The sequence below is a fragment of the Moritella sp. genome, from assembly GCF_013215705.1.
Lineage (GTDB): Bacteria > Pseudomonadota > Gammaproteobacteria > Enterobacterales > Moritellaceae > Moritella.
This window is the reverse complement of sequence record NZ_JABSQR010000008.1, coordinates 232,666-248,979: the sequence shown is the minus strand read 5'-3', so window position 1 is coordinate 248,979 and position 16,314 is coordinate 232,666. Positions and strand designations below refer to the sequence as shown.

15 protein-coding genes are annotated in these 16,314 nt (G+C 37.1%); 7 read left to right on the top strand and 8 right to left on the bottom strand.

Annotation, left to right across the window (positions count from 1 at the left end):
* Positions 1-757 (top strand): IS5 family transposase (locus HRT96_RS07005; RefSeq protein WP_293154198.1); only part of this gene is annotated, 757 nt, incomplete at its 5' end.
* A gap of 170 nt (positions 758-927) precedes the next feature.
* Positions 928-2,625: a BspA family leucine-rich repeat surface protein gene (locus HRT96_RS07000; RefSeq protein WP_293154195.1), complete on the top strand. Its 1,698-nt coding sequence runs from the start codon at positions 928-930 to the stop codon at positions 2,623-2,625.
* A gap of 263 nt (positions 2,626-2,888) precedes the next feature.
* Here HRT96_RS07000 and fabA read toward each other — a convergent pair whose 3' ends face one another.
* The 4 genes from fabA to HRT96_RS06980 form a co-directional block, all read right to left on the bottom strand.
* A complete protein-coding gene (gene fabA / locus HRT96_RS06995) occupies positions 2,889-3,407 on the bottom strand; it encodes a bifunctional 3-hydroxydecanoyl-ACP dehydratase/trans-2-decenoyl-ACP isomerase (RefSeq protein WP_293129593.1) in 519 nt (172 codons plus the stop codon).
* 94 nt (positions 3,408-3,501) lie between these two features.
* Positions 3,502-5,472 (bottom strand): AAA family ATPase, encoded by a 1,971-nt coding sequence (locus tag HRT96_RS06990; RefSeq protein WP_293154192.1) that lies wholly within the window; start codon positions 5,470-5,472, stop codon positions 3,502-3,504.
* Between the two features lie 231 nt (positions 5,473-5,703).
* Positions 5,704-6,243, bottom strand: coding sequence for a DUF2058 domain-containing protein (locus tag HRT96_RS06985; RefSeq protein ID WP_293154189.1), 540 nt, complete (start codon positions 6,241-6,243; stop codon positions 5,704-5,706).
* Between the two features lie 431 nt (positions 6,244-6,674).
* Positions 6,675-7,508 (bottom strand): TIM44-like domain-containing protein, encoded by an 834-nt coding sequence (locus tag HRT96_RS06980; protein ID WP_293154186.1) that lies wholly within the window; start codon positions 7,506-7,508, stop codon positions 6,675-6,677.
* A 317-nt stretch (positions 7,509-7,825) separates the two neighbouring features.
* Here HRT96_RS06980 and HRT96_RS06975 point away from each other — a divergent pair, with 317 nt between their 5' ends.
* Positions 7,826-8,845 (top strand): serine protease, encoded by a 1,020-nt coding sequence (locus HRT96_RS06975; protein ID WP_293154183.1) that lies wholly within the window; start codon positions 7,826-7,828, stop codon positions 8,843-8,845.
* 67 nt (positions 8,846-8,912) lie between these two features.
* Positions 8,913-9,833, top strand: coding sequence for a L,D-transpeptidase family protein (locus HRT96_RS06970; RefSeq protein ID WP_293154180.1), 921 nt, complete (start codon positions 8,913-8,915; stop codon positions 9,831-9,833).
* A 121-nt stretch (positions 9,834-9,954) separates the two neighbouring features.
* Here the strand turns inward: HRT96_RS06970 and HRT96_RS06965 are convergent, their stop codons facing one another.
* On the bottom strand, positions 9,955-10,224 hold the full coding sequence (locus tag HRT96_RS06965) for an Lpp/OprI family alanine-zipper lipoprotein (RefSeq protein ID WP_293154177.1): 270 nt from the start codon (positions 10,222-10,224) through the stop codon (positions 9,955-9,957).
* Positions 10,225-10,287: 63 nt separating this feature from the next.
* Here HRT96_RS06965 and HRT96_RS06960 point away from each other — a divergent pair, with 63 nt between their 5' ends.
* Positions 10,288-10,440 (top strand): hypothetical protein, encoded by a 153-nt coding sequence (locus HRT96_RS06960; protein WP_293154174.1) that lies wholly within the window; start codon positions 10,288-10,290, stop codon positions 10,438-10,440.
* Positions 10,441-10,664: 224 nt separating this feature from the next.
* Here HRT96_RS06960 and HRT96_RS06955 read toward each other — a convergent pair whose 3' ends face one another.
* On the bottom strand, positions 10,665-11,033 hold the full coding sequence (locus HRT96_RS06955) for a PilZ domain-containing protein (protein ID WP_293154171.1): 369 nt from the start codon (positions 11,031-11,033) through the stop codon (positions 10,665-10,667).
* Between the two features lie 349 nt (positions 11,034-11,382).
* Between HRT96_RS06955 and HRT96_RS06950 the strand changes: the two genes are divergently transcribed.
* Together HRT96_RS06950 and HRT96_RS06945 are read left to right on the top strand one after the other, a co-directional pair.
* Positions 11,383-13,020 carry a bifunctional diguanylate cyclase/phosphodiesterase gene (locus HRT96_RS06950; protein ID WP_293154168.1) on the top strand — a complete coding sequence of 546 codons (1,638 nt, stop codon included), beginning with the start codon at positions 11,383-11,385 and terminating at the stop codon, positions 13,018-13,020.
* A 128-nt stretch (positions 13,021-13,148) separates the two neighbouring features.
* Positions 13,149-13,850, top strand: coding sequence for an oxidative stress defense protein (locus tag HRT96_RS06945; protein WP_293154165.1), 702 nt, complete (start codon positions 13,149-13,151; stop codon positions 13,848-13,850).
* 69 nt (positions 13,851-13,919) lie between these two features.
* On the opposite strand, the gene HRT96_RS06940 is transcribed toward HRT96_RS06945, so the two are convergent.
* The gene (locus HRT96_RS06940) at positions 13,920-14,873 is read right to left on the bottom strand and encodes a polysaccharide lyase (RefSeq protein ID WP_293154162.1); all 954 of its coding nucleotides are present in this window, start codon (positions 14,871-14,873) and stop codon (positions 13,920-13,922) included.
* A 130-nt stretch (positions 14,874-15,003) separates the two neighbouring features.
* Positions 15,004-15,897, bottom strand: coding sequence for a polysaccharide lyase (locus HRT96_RS06935; protein ID WP_293154159.1), 894 nt, complete (start codon positions 15,895-15,897; stop codon positions 15,004-15,006).
* Between the last annotated feature and the right edge of the window lie 417 nt (positions 15,898-16,314).

The following is a 16,314-nucleotide window of genomic DNA, read 5'->3' as shown; positions in this document are numbered from 1 at the left end:
TATCGATTCCATTTTTTCTCTGATGAATGTTCCACTGCGTAGTCCCAATTATTCGAGCATAAGTAAACGAGCCAAAACGGTTGAAATAAAATATCGTAACCCATCGAGAGGTGCTATCCGACATATCGCCATCGATTCAACGGGCTTAAAAGTGTTTGGCGAAGGCGAATGGAAAGTTAAGAAGCACGGCAGTGAAAAGCGTCGAACGTGGCGCAAGTTACATATGGCGGTCGATGTCGATACTCATGAAATTATTTCTGCTGAAATGACGCTTGTTAATGTTGGTGACAGTGAAGTACTACCTTCGCTGCTCAACCCTCTGTGTCGACGGATTTCAGAAGTTTCAGGTGATGGTGCGTACGACACGAAAGAGTGTCACAAAGTGCTTAATAAAAAAAAGATCAAACCACTCATCCCACCTAGAAAAAATGCAGGGTTATGGGAAACTGGACATGCGAGAAATGAAGCTGTAATAGCACTCAAAGCGGGCGGGCTGAAACAGTGGAAAGTCGATACTGGCTACCACGATAGATCGTTATCGGAAACGGCGATGTATCGGTATAAAACGCTCACAAGCGGAACACTATCACTTCGGTGTTACAACGCTCAAGTAGGTGAAGTCTATGCCAATGTTAAAGCGATCAATAAAGTCATTAGGCTAGGAATGCCTGAAAGAAACAAAAGTATTTATAATTTTATAACAAAGGGGTTGATCAAACCTCTAACTGATTTGAGCAACAAGGCCACTGACAACTAGTTAAAACACCTATCAATTCAGTTAAAGCACCTATCAATTCAGTCAGTATAAAAAACAAACTTACTATACAATGTCTTATCAATTTTTATACCTCGTTATGATTATGCGAGGTTCTACTTTTCACAATTTTCATCACCTCTATAATCAGGTGTATACATGGAATTTTTATTATGAAGTTTAAAATACTGACTGTTGCTCTTTTAGCTGCAATGTCACTTAATGCACACGCGGGCGAAAATGTAAGTGCGTTTTACAAATCCAGAATGAGTGGAGCCATCGTTGCGCCATCATCAGCGAAACTTAACGACACTGGTATTGTTAATGGGCAAGTATATACAGTTGTAGATGAAGCTATGCTGCGCAAGATGATTGCCGATGGTGATGATGTAACTCGTGTTGTAACAACAAATATAACAAATATGAGTGAGCTGTTTAAAGATAACAAAACATTTAATCAAAATATCGGTCACTGGGATACATCTAATGTGACGGATATGAGAGACATGTTCTGGGGGGCTGAGGCATTTAACCAGGATATTAGCTTCTGGGATACATCTAAAGTGACTGATATGCATTATATGTTCAACGGTGCTAAGGAATTTAACCAAGAGATTGGTTATTGGAATACATCTAAAGTGACGAGTATAGATAGCATGTTCTACGGTGCTGAGGCATTCAACCAAGATATTGGTGACTGGGATACATCTAAAGTGACTTATATGTACTCGGTATTCAGAAATGCTAGGGCATTTAACCAAGACATTGGTGGCTGGGATGTATCTAATGTTACGAGTATGGCTTGGATGTTCAATGGTGCAGAGGCATTTAATCAAGATATTAGCGGCTGGGATACGTCCAAAGTGACAGGTATGATTGCTATGTTCGACAATGCTAAGGCATTTAATCAAGATATTGGTGACTGGGATACGTCTAAAGTGACGCATATGAGTAGTATGCTCTCTGGTGCTCAGGTATTTAACCAAGATATTAGCGGCTGGGATACGTCCAAAGTGACGAATATGAGCAGTATGTTCGAAGGTTGTAAGGCATTTAACCAAAATATTGGCGGCTGGGACACATCTAAAGTGACGAATATGAGTCGTATATTTTACCATGCGGAGACATTTAACCAAGATATTGGTGACTGGGATATATCTAATGTGACGGATATGAGACATATGTTCGAAAGTGCCAAGGTATTTAACCAAGATATTAGCCGTTGGGATACATCTAGCGTGACGAATATGTACCGTGTATTTTACTTTACAGAGGCATTTAATCTAGATATTAGCCGTTGGGATACATCTAGCGTGACGAATATGCACCTAATGTTTAAAGGTGCTTATGCCTTTAACCAAAATATTAGCCGTTGGAATACATCTAACGTGATTGATATGAGATGGATGTTCAGCAATGCCGAGGCATTTAACCAAGATATTAGTCCTTGGGATACATCTAGCGTGACGAATATGAAGGGTATGTTCCAAGGCACTTATGTATTTAACCAAGATATTAGTTATTGGGATACATCTAGTGTGACAGATATGAGCGTTATGTTTAATGGAGCTAAGGTGTTTAACCAAGATATCAGTTATTGGAATACATCTAGTGTGACGAGTATGATGAATATGTTCAGTAGTAGCGGTGCATTTAATCAAGACATTATTGGCTTGGATACATCTAACGTGACCAATATGAGCAGCATGTTCGAAAGATCTAAGGCATTTAACCAAGATATTAACCGATGGGATATATCTAGCGTAACAGATATGAGTAAAATGTTTTATCAAGCTGAAGTATTTGAGAAAAGCAATGTGGAATCATGGGATTTATCAGGCATAAACACGACAGATATGTTCGATAAATAAGCCTGTCATAAAGATAGTCTTTGGTTATAAGATAGAAAGCTGAACACAATCTTATTGGTGTTCGGCTTTCCTTTAAATTATTAATCGCCTATTTCACATTGATTTAGCTGGTAACGTTAACTAGCCCCTTTAGTATTTTCACTTCCCCTGATGTGGTTTAATTCTATCGGATATCAAATTAAAGTTATTATAAATTAATAACTTACAGATACAACAAAGCCCTGATGATAGGGCTTTGTTCATTATTCTGTATCAGTAAACGATTAGAATACCGAAGTATCTTGGAATAAGCCTACTTTCAGATCTTTTGCAGTGTAAATAACTTTACCATCTACCAGCATTTCAGCGTCAGCAATACCCATGACTAAACGACGCAGTACAACACGCTTCATGGTGATTTTATAAGTCACTTTTTTATTTGTTGGTAATACTTGGCCTGTAAATTTAACTTCACCTACACCCAGTGCGCGTCCTTTACCTTTAGCGCCATTCCAACCGAGGAAGAAGCCAACTAATTGCCACATAGCATCTAGGCCTAGGCAACCAGGCATAACAGGATCACTGTCAAAGTGGCAGTCAAAAAACCATAAATCAGGGGTGATATCTAGCTCTGCAGTAATTTCGCCTTTGCCAAATTCACCACTTGTGCTATCAATGTGTATAATGCGATCCATCATCAACATATTGTCTTTTGGAAGGCGGATTTCAGATTCAAATAACTCGCCGTTACCACATTTAACTAAGTCTTCTTTATCGAAGCTATTACGTTCTGTTGCTGACATAGGTACCACTTCAACCTCTAATTCGTTTATCATAATAATATCCTTGTTATCTTGGCGCTATTCTAGCGTACACCTGTACGCCTAACAAGTCCAATCAGTTGTTACATCCCTGTTTGCCTATGATTTTAGCGTACAATTGTTTAAGTTTTTTTACAAAACCAGTTTCATCATCGTCTAATTTATCGTTTTCTTCAGCAAGTAGCTGAATAATATTGTAGAGACTTCCTTCCTCGTCGACTTTTCCTGCTTTTATATCCATTAATAATTCAATGGCTTGGTCTATATGTGTAATAGGATAAATAGCCAGTTGTTCATTGTTAACGGCAGCAACGAGCTTATCACTTAAGTTTAAGTTTATTATATTTGCCGCTGGAATTAAAACTCCCATGTCTGTTTGACCATTTAACTCACAGATCCGCAGGAAACCTTCAAGTTTTTCATTGATACCACCGACGGCAAGTACAGTGCCAAACTGGTCGATAGCACCAGTAACAGCCAAGTTTTGTGCAATTGGCTTTTGCGAAAGCACGGATAATAATGCGCATGTGCCAGCTAATGCCGCACTATCGCCATCAATTTCACCATATGATTGTTCAAATACCAAATTTGCGCTTATCGGTAAAGGCAAGGGTTTTGCAAAAGTATGGGTGAAAAACCCCTGAATTATCATCATCGATTTGGCGTGAATGTTACCAGCTAATTCTGCTTTACGCTCCACATCAGAGATATCGCCATCACCGTTAAGATGACCTGTCGCAGTAATTCGAATCGGCTCACCAAAACTCTCTGGGTGGCCATCCATTTCAAGCACAGATAAACCATTTATTTGGCCAATTTTTCTGCCGTGCGTTTCTAAAATAATTTGTTTTTCTATGATGCCTTCGTTACTCAGGCGAATATAACCATTCAACGCTTCATACTGCAGTTTTAACACTGTATTTAAAGTATCACTATCAATACTTTCTAACTTGTTACCTGATGCGATTTGATGGCAATAGCTTAACAGTGTTGTTAATTTAGCTTCGTTAAGACTGAGGTAGTTATTATGCTCACACCAACGACTGCTTAACTGTAATAGGCGCTTAAGGCCGCAAGCCGAAAGGGGAAGTAAATTGGCGTCTGTGATCAGTGATTTAATATAACCGACATAGTTCGCTATATTTTGTTCGCTGACATTAAACTCGGAAGAGAAATCAATAAATGAACTGACAAGACTCGATAACTCTCTGTCACCTTCAGTAAGCTGGCTGATCGCGAAACGGTCGCCGACTAGAATAACTTTAACGTCAATTGGCGCCGCGTCGGGTTTTAGTTCTGTTTGAATAGCGTGGTTACTCGGGCTCCAGTTTAACACCCCTTGCTTGAGCACTGATTTTAATTGATACCACAAAGAAGGGTTATTAATTAACTCATCAATTTTGATAATAATATAGCCACCATGCGCTTGATGTATCAGGCCTGGTGTTAACTGAGCAACGTTGCTGGTATAACTGCTGTTTTTATACAGCGTATCTAAGTTACCAAATAGGGTCGTGTTATCTAAGTTCATTGCATCAATGAGGTTGACGACAGAGGTCTGTTTATCCGCTAATATTTTGAAAGCTTGCTCAACATTAAATTCATTAAGATTAAGTAATAGCGGCATAAGGTTAGGATATGGCTTAATAAGGCATACACTAAGTTGCTCATTAGAACTCTCTCCCGTAGCAATAATTTGTTCAATGAGTTGCTTAAACAGCCCTGTTTTATCTCGCCAAATTTCAAATGCATGTGCACGACCAACCTTTGTTACATCTTCGACATAACAAATTGATTTAGCGCGTTTAATTGGCATGTTATGCAACATGTTAGAAAATGTTTTTATATGATCAAAACCGTCAAAATCTGTAGCCACAAGTAACTTAGCAGTTAAAGTATCGTGGAATAGGGCAAATAGTTTATTATTTTGAGGGAATAATTGATCACGCGTTACTGTATCAAACTCTTCTAGTTTGCAGCGCGTGCCAAGATCAAAGACAGGAACAAGTTTATCAGCAGTAATTTTCTCAGTTAACAAGGCTATCACTCTTTGTAAGGTAGATAGATAAATTATATGAGATTGTCTTATAAACAGATAGGATTATTCATCGCTTGAATCAAATAGTCTGGTTTTGAGCGGGATTAATAACCAGATTTGGTGTGGTTAACATAAATAGCTGAGAATAGAATAAATAGAAATCAAATTATTACCATCCCTCTTGAAGATTAACATGGGTTTACTTTAAGAGGGATAGCGGTGACTACTAAATTTTTGTGATTACCACATTAAGTCGTCAGGAATTTGGAAGTCAGCATATGGGTCATCATCTTCAACTTCTGTTGCCGTATTTTCGTTTAGGACTAGCACGTAGGCTTCATCAACAGCTCTGATTTTGTCGATAGCAATACTAGGCATAACATAAGATTTGCCTTCAAGTACACATAAACCAATTTGTCCTTTGGTTAATGCGTTATAGCTTGGTTGATCAACAGACAGGGTTTTAACTTTTTTATCAAGGACATAGTTAAATGACAGTTCACCACCGAAATCAGTAATGTGAAGTTGTTGAATCATTTGCTTCACTTTGCCATGCTCAGACTTAAGCTCAATCTTATCTTGAATCGCTTTATTACGTTCTGCATCTAATTGTGCTTGAGCGTCTTTTTTAGCTTTAATTTCATCTTGTAGGCTTGTGTCTGCACTTTCCTGATTTTTACGAACCGCTTTATTTTTTTTATTTCTTTCTTTGCGAATTTTTTTCGCTTTTTTCTCATCGCCTAAGCCGGCTTTTAAAAGCTGATCTTGTAGTGAAGCCATGTTTATAATTCCTATCGATTTAATTTATATGCGGATCATAACAGTGTTAACTTTAATTCGCTAGAGCCAAACACTTGTCGCTATTTATACCCAAGTTACTTCAAGATGCTATATCAGAGACGAGCAGGGATAACAGCACAAGGCGCAATATGTAGAGAATGGTTATTCCATTTTCAAATGTTGTAACGCTGTGCCGTTATTTCTGCTCGCCTCCCGTAGGGCAAGCCGAAATAAGGTATCTTCTGCGTTATGAAGTCTTGATTTAGAATAACTAAATCCTCGACTTCATGCCTTGAATATCCTCTCCTTTCGGTTTGCTGATTGTGCATTTTGAAGTAACTTGGGTATAGTTATTTAACGAGACATATAACAAGATCAAAAAAGGCGGTGATTAACCGCCTTTGTCATATTAAATTAGCTAATAAAGGTAATTACTGTTCGATACCGGTAATTAACCACGGCGCATCATCCAGGGTTAAATCACGTTCTAAATGCCACACTTCATTGATGTCTGCTTCTACATCTTCATGGCCATCACGGTAGCGTCCATTAAATTTAACACTGACTTGTGATAATGACGCTGTTGATTCTGCACGAACTAATTCAACGTCAAGGAACATAACTTCAGTGTGTTGCTCACCTTCAAGTTCTTTACGTTGTACACGCAATTCGTTGTATAGTTCGATAGAAACGTATTCTTGGATTGTGTCTAAATCATTTTCATTCCAAGCTTTTTGTAACGTCTTATAATGACTACGTGCGCCACTTAAGAAGCTAGTTAAATCAAAATCAGCTGGAAGATTGAATGGTACATCATTGCTTGAACCAGCAAAACCACCTTGATTTGCTGTGTTAAACGTTACGTCAGGTTGTGCTTCTTGTCTAAATGCTGGTCCTGATGCCGTTTGTGGCGAACCCTGTTGTGATGCCGCTTTAGCTTGCATCATGCCTTTAAATAAGCGGAATAATAAGAAGGCAACGCCGGCCATGATGATCATGTCCATGAATTGGAAACCTTCAAACGCGCCGCCAAACATAGATGCGATTAAACCACCAACAAGTAAACCGCCCAGCATACCGCCAAGCATTCCTTTTTTACTCATACCTTGTTTAGCTGGGGTTGCTGCCGCAGGGGTTTGTTTTTGTGGGGCCGTTTTATAGCTTTTACCAAAAGACTTGCTACCACCGAATTTTTTCGCGTGAACTTCAGGCGCAGCTAATGAGAAAGCGAATACCATCATTAGAACAGTTAAAATATTTTTCATTATATCCCTTCAATTAATACATATGTCATACACGTGTTTACGTAATCAGCATCATAGCAATGGTGTAGTGTGCGTCAATTGCCTTTGGTTACTATTTACACTAGTTGACATAAAATGTCCGAGGATTTATTTTTTATTATCAATAAAGTGACCTAGGCATGATTAATAGCTTTCAATTTTGTCATTAATAGAAATACAGCAGAGCGGATTTATTTTATTCATATGCGTATTTTGTGCGCGCTATACTATAATTTATAGAAAAATGATGATAAATGACGCTAACCTGTAGTGCAATAATAACGTGAGAGAGGTTTATTTTGACACTAACTAAAGTGATTACAATTGCTGGAATATTATCACTCTCATTAAGTGCTTATGCCAATGATGCTATTAACACCTACATCGTTGGAGGTGTTGATAGTAAAGTATTAGAGTTACCTTGGCAGGTGTATTTAGAAATGAACAAAGATGGTGCCACATTTGCGTGTGGTGGCACGTTAATAACGGATATTTGGGTTGTCACTGCTGCACATTGCCTAAACGAAAGTGATAGCAAGTTAGTGTTTGTGCCCATAAACAGTTCTCAAGTCACCGTTTACTCTGGTGCCATTGATAGAACAAATAGTGGTAATAGGTCTACTAATACTGTGACTTCATTAATTGTTTACGACAAATATGAACAAACTAATAATACCGGTGATATTGCATTATTAAAATTAGCGTTACCTGTGGCTTTGCCTGCACTACCGATCAAACTGATGAATAAAGATTTACAAGGTAAAGCTGATTTAGAGTTTGACAACGCAGTTTCGGATAATCTGGTTGTGTCAGGCTGGGGCCGCACATCAACAGACGCAATTCAAAGTAATGATATGCTCCAAAAAACCGTTGTGAATGGCGTTGGTGATAATAGCTGTGCATTGAATTGGGGCTTTTCTGGACTTGAATCGAATTTCATTTGTGCGAACGCTTATGACCGAGGATCTTGTAACGGTGATTCAGGTGGTCCACTGATATGGCAAGATAAAAGTGCTCAAAGTGATAATGATCGCGGCTATCGACTGGCTGGAGTGGTCAGTTTCGGTAATGTAGTACAATGTGCATATAATCAGTTTTCTGATGTATACACTGAAGTAAATCACTATCGTGATTGGATCATCACCAAGATTAATCTGACTGATGGAGAAGGAACTTATCAAGCGCCTGAATCCTCATTTACTCAAGACATCTTCTTTATGGAAGAAGCTCCTCAACCTTTAAAAAGTAGTGGCGGGGGAATAGGTTATTCATTTCTGGTTTTATTAACGGGATTATGCCTGTACCGCCGTAAAAATTAAAATAGAACCTCTCACTATATCATTGAGCCTATACTTACCCTATAAGACATTATTTAAGGGCGTCAGTATGCTTATCTTAAAGACTAAGCTTAAGGTCCTATCAAGACCATTCGTTATCTTATGCTTGTTATTCGCTGGTTCCGTTAACGCACAACAATATACTTTACCCAGTCAAGGTTCGAGATTGATCGGCGAACGGATTGAGCATAAAGTACAAGTTGGTGATTATTTTCAATCGCTTTCACAGCAATATAATATTGGTCTGATTGCATTAATGGCGTCTAATCCGACCGTTGATCCATTTTTACCTTTGCCTGGTACAAAATTAAACTTGCCGACGTTAATGTTATTACCGGACGTTGAACACAAAGGTATTGTCATCAATCTACCCGAATTAAGATTGTATTATTTTCCCAACAACAGCAACAAAGTACACGTATTTCCTGTCGGTATTGGTCGAGAAGGTCGTGAAACACCACAAATGAATAGTTTTGTTAAGACAAAACTTAAAGATCCCGTGTGGACACCTACACCAACAATTCGAGCTGAATACTTAGAGAAATACAAAATGGTCCTACCGCGTATAGTACAAGCTGGGAAACATAATCCTTTAGGCCGCTTTGCTTTGCAATTAGCTTATGGACAAAGTAATTATTTAATTCATGGAACGAACACAGATTTTGGTATCGGTATGCGTATCAGTGCGGGTTGTATTCGGATGAACCCAGACGATATTGAGTGGCTGTATAATCATATAAAAGTTAATGAGACAGTCAGAATCATTAATACCCCGATAAAGTTTACATTAGAGCCAAATGACCAACGTCTCTTGGAAGTTCATTCTCCTTTATCGTCAGAAGTATGGCATAACAAAGATAGTGGTTCTGATATTATCAATCAGCTTCGAGAGGATAATCGCGTCGATAAAAGTGCCGTTAACAAAGCTATACTAATGCACTATGGCTTACCTATTAATGTGAATATTTAACACGTTGAACAAATGAATAATAAAAGCTTATTTGCGATACTTCATTAAATGTAGAGCGATTATGGTAGAAACTTAAGATAGATTAGCAGATCTGCTAATCTATCTTAAGTTATGTTAGCTCTTATTTGCTATAGGACGCGGCAATATTATCAATACGTGAGTTAGCCCGTTGCGCGTCTTCGAATGCTTTCTGAGCAGTATCAGTCGCAGATTGTATCGCTGTTTTCATGGTGTCATGTTCTGATTCTAATTGTTGTACTTGAGCCATTAATTTACTGACCTCAGAATTTAAGCTACCAACGCTATTTTGTAAGTCTGTGTTGTTATTGGCACAACCAGTAAGCAGTACTGACGTCATGATAGCACCAGCAATTAGTAATTTATTTATCATTGAAATACTCTCTTTGTTAGTTCTTCAACATTCACATAAATTTGACCCGTGTCACAGTTAAGTATGTCAGAGGTTTATCAATTTGCCACTCCATTAAAAATAATTTATAAAAATGATAAAATTATTGAAGGTATAAGTACTGGCAATACTTCAACCGCGGCTGTTGTCGACATTGATATTTTGGCTTGGGCAGGCGACGTTGATGCTGATTTATAAAATGAGATCAAAACCCTACTTGATACTTTTAAGAATATGAAAGTAGGAGAGGGTCATGGCGTTAAATACATTCCTTGAAATCCAGAGATTGACCTGCTGTTCCATCTGATTTCAATTAATCAATCATTTGCTCAGGGATAAATAAACTCTCTTATGAAAAGGGATGCGGATAGCGCCTGACAAGTGGAGTTAACAGGGTTCGAAACGTTAGATTTATGACTACGTTAAAGCTTAGGTAGCGATAGTGCAAGATGTTCTATATCTCTTTGTAAAAGCGCTTCATCGGCTAAGTTTAATTGAACTAAGCGCCTTAATTCTGAAATGCTATTGATATCAATACGCGTACAGCGCATACCTAATACACCTTTTTCATTATGAACAATTACTGCGTCCATTATGATCACTTGTTCTTGAGCTAATTTTATTGATAATGTCATCAGCTGGTCAATATCAAAAATTACATTTCTTGGCGTAGTACAAGAAAGTCCTTGTAAGGATAGATCGATGACATGTGTTGACCATTGATGCCCATTACATGTTAACGAAGCATCGTGATTAAATAGCACTCGTTGAAACTGACGCTTATTGTTCATATCTGTACCTGATAATTAAACTATATAACTTAGTATTTTAGGCTAAAAAGCGTTATTTTGCTGGTGGTTATATCGCATTATTCAACTATCATTATGGTTGTTTATCGCACTATTTTATTTTACGTCGCATTCACTCAATATAAATAAGATTATTACTATAATCAAAATTAGAATCTTAAAATCGTAAGTTATTGTTTAATAGAATTTTGCCTAATATTGTATTTTATTATTGGTAGACTTTAGTGTTTGAAAGGAGGTGCGTTAGATTAAACAATGTTGTTGTGAAAAATGAGATGGTGTAAAGTGTAGAAAAACAGATAGTTGGTTCAGACTTACGAGTAACCTGAGAATGCAAATTGAAGATTTATTTTTACCTATTTTAATTATCAGCAATGGACAAATTAAGTCTTGTAATGAAGTGTTTTCAACATTAATAGGCCGGACCTGTTTGGACGTTGTCGACACGACAGTCAATGATTTGTTGCATCTCGATAATAATGAAAAAATTACTAATTTAGACTCGTTATTTGACAATGCGGGTGAAAATGAAGAGGGCGTATTTGCTTCAGGCGAACTTGTGGATTGTAATTTTTATCATTTAAAAGTCGAATTACATTGTAAAAAATTAGCACGTAATGAATTCAAGTTATGCTTTAAAGTTACTCAAAATAAAGCGATAGATCAAATATCTGGGCTGCCGAATGGCTGGGCAATGAGCGCTCGAGCTTCACATCTATTCAATATTGTTAACTTAACGACATCAAAAATGCGATTGCTTGTGCTAAGTGTCGACAATTTTTCTACCATTAATTTTCGATATGGATTTGATGCGGGAGACAATTATCTTTTCGTATTAGGTAATAAACTACAATCTATATTGGGTGAGAGTGGGTTAGTTGTTCGATTGTTTAATGCCCGTTTCGGTATTTTAATTGAGAATAAGTGTCATTTATCTTCAGTAGACCTTAATGCTTATACAGTAAATATTTGTGAACAATTATGTAATTTGTCACAGGGTTCATTAATATTAAGTAATGGTATTAAAATTAATAAATCATTTAGCATTGGTATTAGTGCTGAGCATACCGAATATGATAGTTATTTTTCCATGGAGATTGCGGCTGAAACTGCAATGAGAGAGTCTGAACGTCATAGCAACTCTCATTATTGTTTTGCCAAAGCTGAAATTAAACCGGACTTGATGACGAATAAACTTATCATTGATGAATTTCCAAATGCAATGGAAAATGCATTGATAAACATTCATTACCAGCCCCAGTATGACCTTGAAAATAATAAATTGGTTGGTTTTGAGGCGTTGTCTCGTTGGATTCATAAGGATTTAGGTTATATCTCACCGGATGTATTTATCCGTATTGCTGAAGATATAGGTTTACATTTTGAGTTTGACCTATGGGTATTTAATCAAGTGTGTCATCAAATAGTTCAGTGGCGAGAACAGCATGTTTATAGCCCAAGAATTGCTATCAACATATCATTTAAAACGTTAGAAATGACAGACTTTGTTACGCGTTTACAATCGATAATCGAACACTCAGGTTGTCCTAAACACTTACTTGAAATTGAAGTGACCGAAACAGCATCTATCAGTAATATGATTACTTTAATAGACAATGTTAGAGCGGTAAAAGAACTCGGTATATACATTGCTATTGATGACTTTGGCACCGGGTATTCATCATTAAGTTTAGTGAGAACACTACGTTCATCCCTCGATACCTTAAAAATCGATCGTTCATTAGTTGCTGATATTTGTTCTTCACCGCTAGATCGTGAATTTGCACGTAAAATTATTGGCTTGGGTGAAGTATTGGAAGTGAAAGTACTTGCTGAAGGTGTCGAGACGTTAGCACAGCGCGATCTATTACAAGAACTGGGTTGTGACTACGCACAAGGTTATTATTTTGATAAAGCATTAACGGTGAAAGCCGCTGAAAAACTCATCATCAAACAACGCAACGCATAGTCGCACGACTCATGCATCCTGATATTATCTCGTTATTTATAAACTTTTAATATTTTTAGGATAATTATCGATTTGTTACTGTCTGAATACCATTGATAGATAAACAATGATGATAAGAGGTTATTCCTATGAACAAATATTTACTCGCGACAGTGTTGACTGCTAGTTCTTTTATTTCTACAAGCCTCATGGCCGCTGACGTAAGCTTCCCTCATTTAGAAACAACAGGCATGGGTGAAATTGTTACCTCACCTGATATGGCTGTATTTTCGGTACAAGTATCTGAAATTCGAAAATCGGCTAAAGATGCCAAATCTGCAGTTGACGATGTAATTGCAGCTTTTAATAAACGGTTAGAGGACGAAGGTGTCGCTCGAACAGATATTGAAAGTACAAATATTACATTACGTCCAGAGTACCAGTATAAGAAAGACAGCAAACCTGCGCTTATAGGCTATCGAGCAAATCGTAATGTAAATGTTACTGTTCGTGATTTAGCTAAATTGAATAGTTATTTAGATGGTGCGTTGGGTGATGGCATTAATAGCATTACCAACATTAAATTAAAAGTCAGCGATGAAAGTAAATTTATTGAACAAGCAAGACAAGCTGCAATATTAGATGCTAAAGAAAAAGCAGCATCGTTGGCAAAAGGCTTTGGTGAGAGTGTGGATGGTGTATGGAAGATAACATACAGAAATTCAAGCCCCAGACCAATGCTAATGCGTTCGATGGAGATGGATTCTTCCGCTAATATTGAATCAACTTATCAAGATGCTAAAATCATTATTCGTGATCAAGTCGATGTTGTTTTCCGTCTTGAAGATTAGTAATTAAAATTTGGCAATCATCTAAAAGCCACACTGCAAGAGTGCGGCTTTTATTTTGATTATTTGATTTTAATTAATGTTGTAGCTTAATGGTTTAGTACTAATTGCCACATGATCAAAATAAGCGGTTGAATCACGATCTACAGCCCAACTACTGCTGTTACCGCCGTGCCACAGTTGGAAGTATTGGTAATTTATTGCATATTTGCCATTTTCTGAAAATGTCATGTTAGTGCGTTCAAGTACCTTAAAACCGTTTACGTAGATAGTTACGATGCCATTCGCTTGATTCGCATCATTCATTTTAACATATTGCTCAATTAAGTATGTCTTTTCACGTTTGAATGAGAAGTTCTGTCCTTCATGTTGATAATCAATTTCGTCACCACAACTCTTAGTCTTATCTTGGTGATAGAAATAACCAATAGCACGACCATTTTCCCGGAACATCGAACGTAAGCTGAAACCTTCGTCTTCGCCGATGGTTTTACAACCATCTGGTTTCGAGCTTACATTTGGATTTAACCCAGCTAAGCCTGGCATTTTGCCACCTATGGAGAAGTCATAATTTTGACCAAATGTAATTTGATATGAAAAATATAACTCGTTAAACTCGTTTAATTTCTTACCACTAGATATACCTTTTTTGTAATAATCTTTTGGATGCGTTATCGCTAACACTTTTGAGCCATTTTTATATAAAATATTAGCGCTACCAGTGATACTTTCCCATTCATTGTTAAAGTCTGTGTCGAACATTTCTTCTGTATATTCACCGTTTGATCTTTCGTCAAAGTTAACATAATCGAAAATGGCTGAACTATTATAATCAACGTCAGGTACAACATCATGAATATTATTTGGATCCAAAGGTACATCTACGTCTAGTACATTCGGTACGTCGGGTAGCTCAGTGACTATCGGATCGGTATTGCGACTACTATTATTATCACCATCACCACTGCTACTACCACATGCGGTTAAGAATAAAGTAATAAAGATACAAGGTAATATTTTTTTCAAGTCAAATTCTCTCTGATGATTATTCAGGGTAAATTGGTTTAGTTACTATCTATTCACTTAAAGCAATTTTTACAGACAAAAAGATGGCCTTGTAATGACAAGGCCATCTTCAAATTAATAATGCAAAGGTTTATTTTGTATAGCTAACGGGTTGTGTACTCAATGTGAAATTATCTAAATAAGCTGTTGAATCACGGTCTACAGCCCAACCACTGCTGTTACCACCATGCCATAGTTGAGTAAATTGATAATTGATGCCATGTATACCGTTTTCTGAAAATGTCATATTTGTACTCTCAAGTACTTTAAAACCGTTTACGTAGATAGTTACAATGCCATTTGCTTGATTGGCATCGTTCATTTTTACGTATTGCTCAATTAAATATGTTTTTTCACGTTTGAATGAGAAGTTCTTGCCTTCATGTTGATAATCAATTTCGTCACCACATGACTTAGTCTTATCTTGGTGATAGAAATAACCAATAGCACGACCATTTTCCCGGAACATCGAACGTAAGCTGAAACCTTCGTCTTCACCGATAGTTTTACACCCGTCCGGTTTATCACTTACATTTGGATTTAACCCAGCTAAGCCTGGCATTTTCCCACCCATAGAAAAGTCGTAATTATCGCCAAATGTTATTTGATATGAAAAGTACAATTCGTCAAATTCATTTAAATCCTTACCACCGGAAATGCCCTTTTTGTAATATCCTTTTGGATGGGTTACCGCTAATTGTTTTGAACCATTTCTGTCGATAATATTAGCTTCACCAGTAACACTTCCCCATTCGTTGTTAAAATCGGAGTTAAACATATCCGAAGTGTAACGACCATTTTGTTGGCCATCAAAATTTATATTATCGATAATACCTGGCGCGTTGTTATAATCAACATATGGTACTACATCGTGTATCTTGCTCGGGTCAAGAGGTCCTGTTTGAATATTGTCACCTGTAGATGACGAACCACCGCATGCTACTAAAAATGTACCCGTAAATACGCAAAGTAATAACTTTTTCAAATGAACTCCTAACTCGTCGCTGTCTAATTTTTAAGCATACTATCGGTATTTTTCGTACGGCACAAGCGCGTAAAAACAGCGAATATGATATTTTATCGTCGTAAGTCATTGGTTTGGATTTCTAAGTATTTGAAGTGCAAGGGGAGTAAATTAATTTAAAAATAAATGAAAATATTAGTGTTAAATCCTATTTATGTGCTATTAGCAGGGGTTTATCTAAATAGGATGCTTATATCAGCGGTAAACATTGTATTGAGCATATCGCGTATAGGGCATAAATGGGCGCGGTTTTGTTACTGGATCTATAACAATTAGGGATAATGAATGACGAAACTTGTGCTATAAACTTCACTACATTTAGTGGCAGAAGGTAAGATAATAAATAATAATTGAATACGAATTATCTCAGAATAGACG

What these genes read in the sequence shown, in the direction of transcription:
- HRT96_RS06980 (WP_293154186.1), bottom strand. Translation starts at nt 7,508, where the DNA reads ATGAAAAATATTTTAACTGTTCTAATGATGGTATTCGCTTTCTCATTA.
- HRT96_RS07000 (WP_293154195.1), top strand. Translation starts at nt 928, where the DNA reads ATGAAGTTTAAAATACTGACTGTTGCTCTTTTAGCTGCAATGTCACTT.
- HRT96_RS06970 (WP_293154180.1), top strand. Translation starts at nt 8,913, where the DNA reads ATGCTTATCTTAAAGACTAAGCTTAAGGTCCTATCAAGACCATTCGTT.
- HRT96_RS06950 (WP_293154168.1), top strand. Translation starts at nt 11,383, where the DNA reads ATGCAAATTGAAGATTTATTTTTACCTATTTTAATTATCAGCAATGGA.
- HRT96_RS06965 (WP_293154177.1), bottom strand. Translation starts at nt 10,224, where the DNA reads ATGATAAATAAATTACTAATTGCTGGTGCTATCATGACGTCAGTACTG.
- HRT96_RS06945 (WP_293154165.1), top strand. Translation starts at nt 13,149, where the DNA reads ATGAACAAATATTTACTCGCGACAGTGTTGACTGCTAGTTCTTTTATT.
- HRT96_RS06955 (WP_293154171.1), bottom strand. Translation starts at nt 11,033, where the DNA reads ATGAACAATAAGCGTCAGTTTCAACGAGTGCTATTTAATCACGATGCT.
- HRT96_RS06985 (WP_293154189.1), bottom strand. Translation starts at nt 6,243, where the DNA reads ATGGCTTCACTACAAGATCAGCTTTTAAAAGCCGGCTTAGGCGATGAG.
- fabA (WP_293129593.1), bottom strand. Translation starts at nt 3,407, where the DNA reads ATGTCAGCAACAGAACGTAATAGCTTCGATAAAGAAGACTTAGTTAAA.
- HRT96_RS06960 (WP_293154174.1), top strand. Translation starts at nt 10,288, where the DNA reads ATGTCAGAGGTTTATCAATTTGCCACTCCATTAAAAATAATTTATAAA.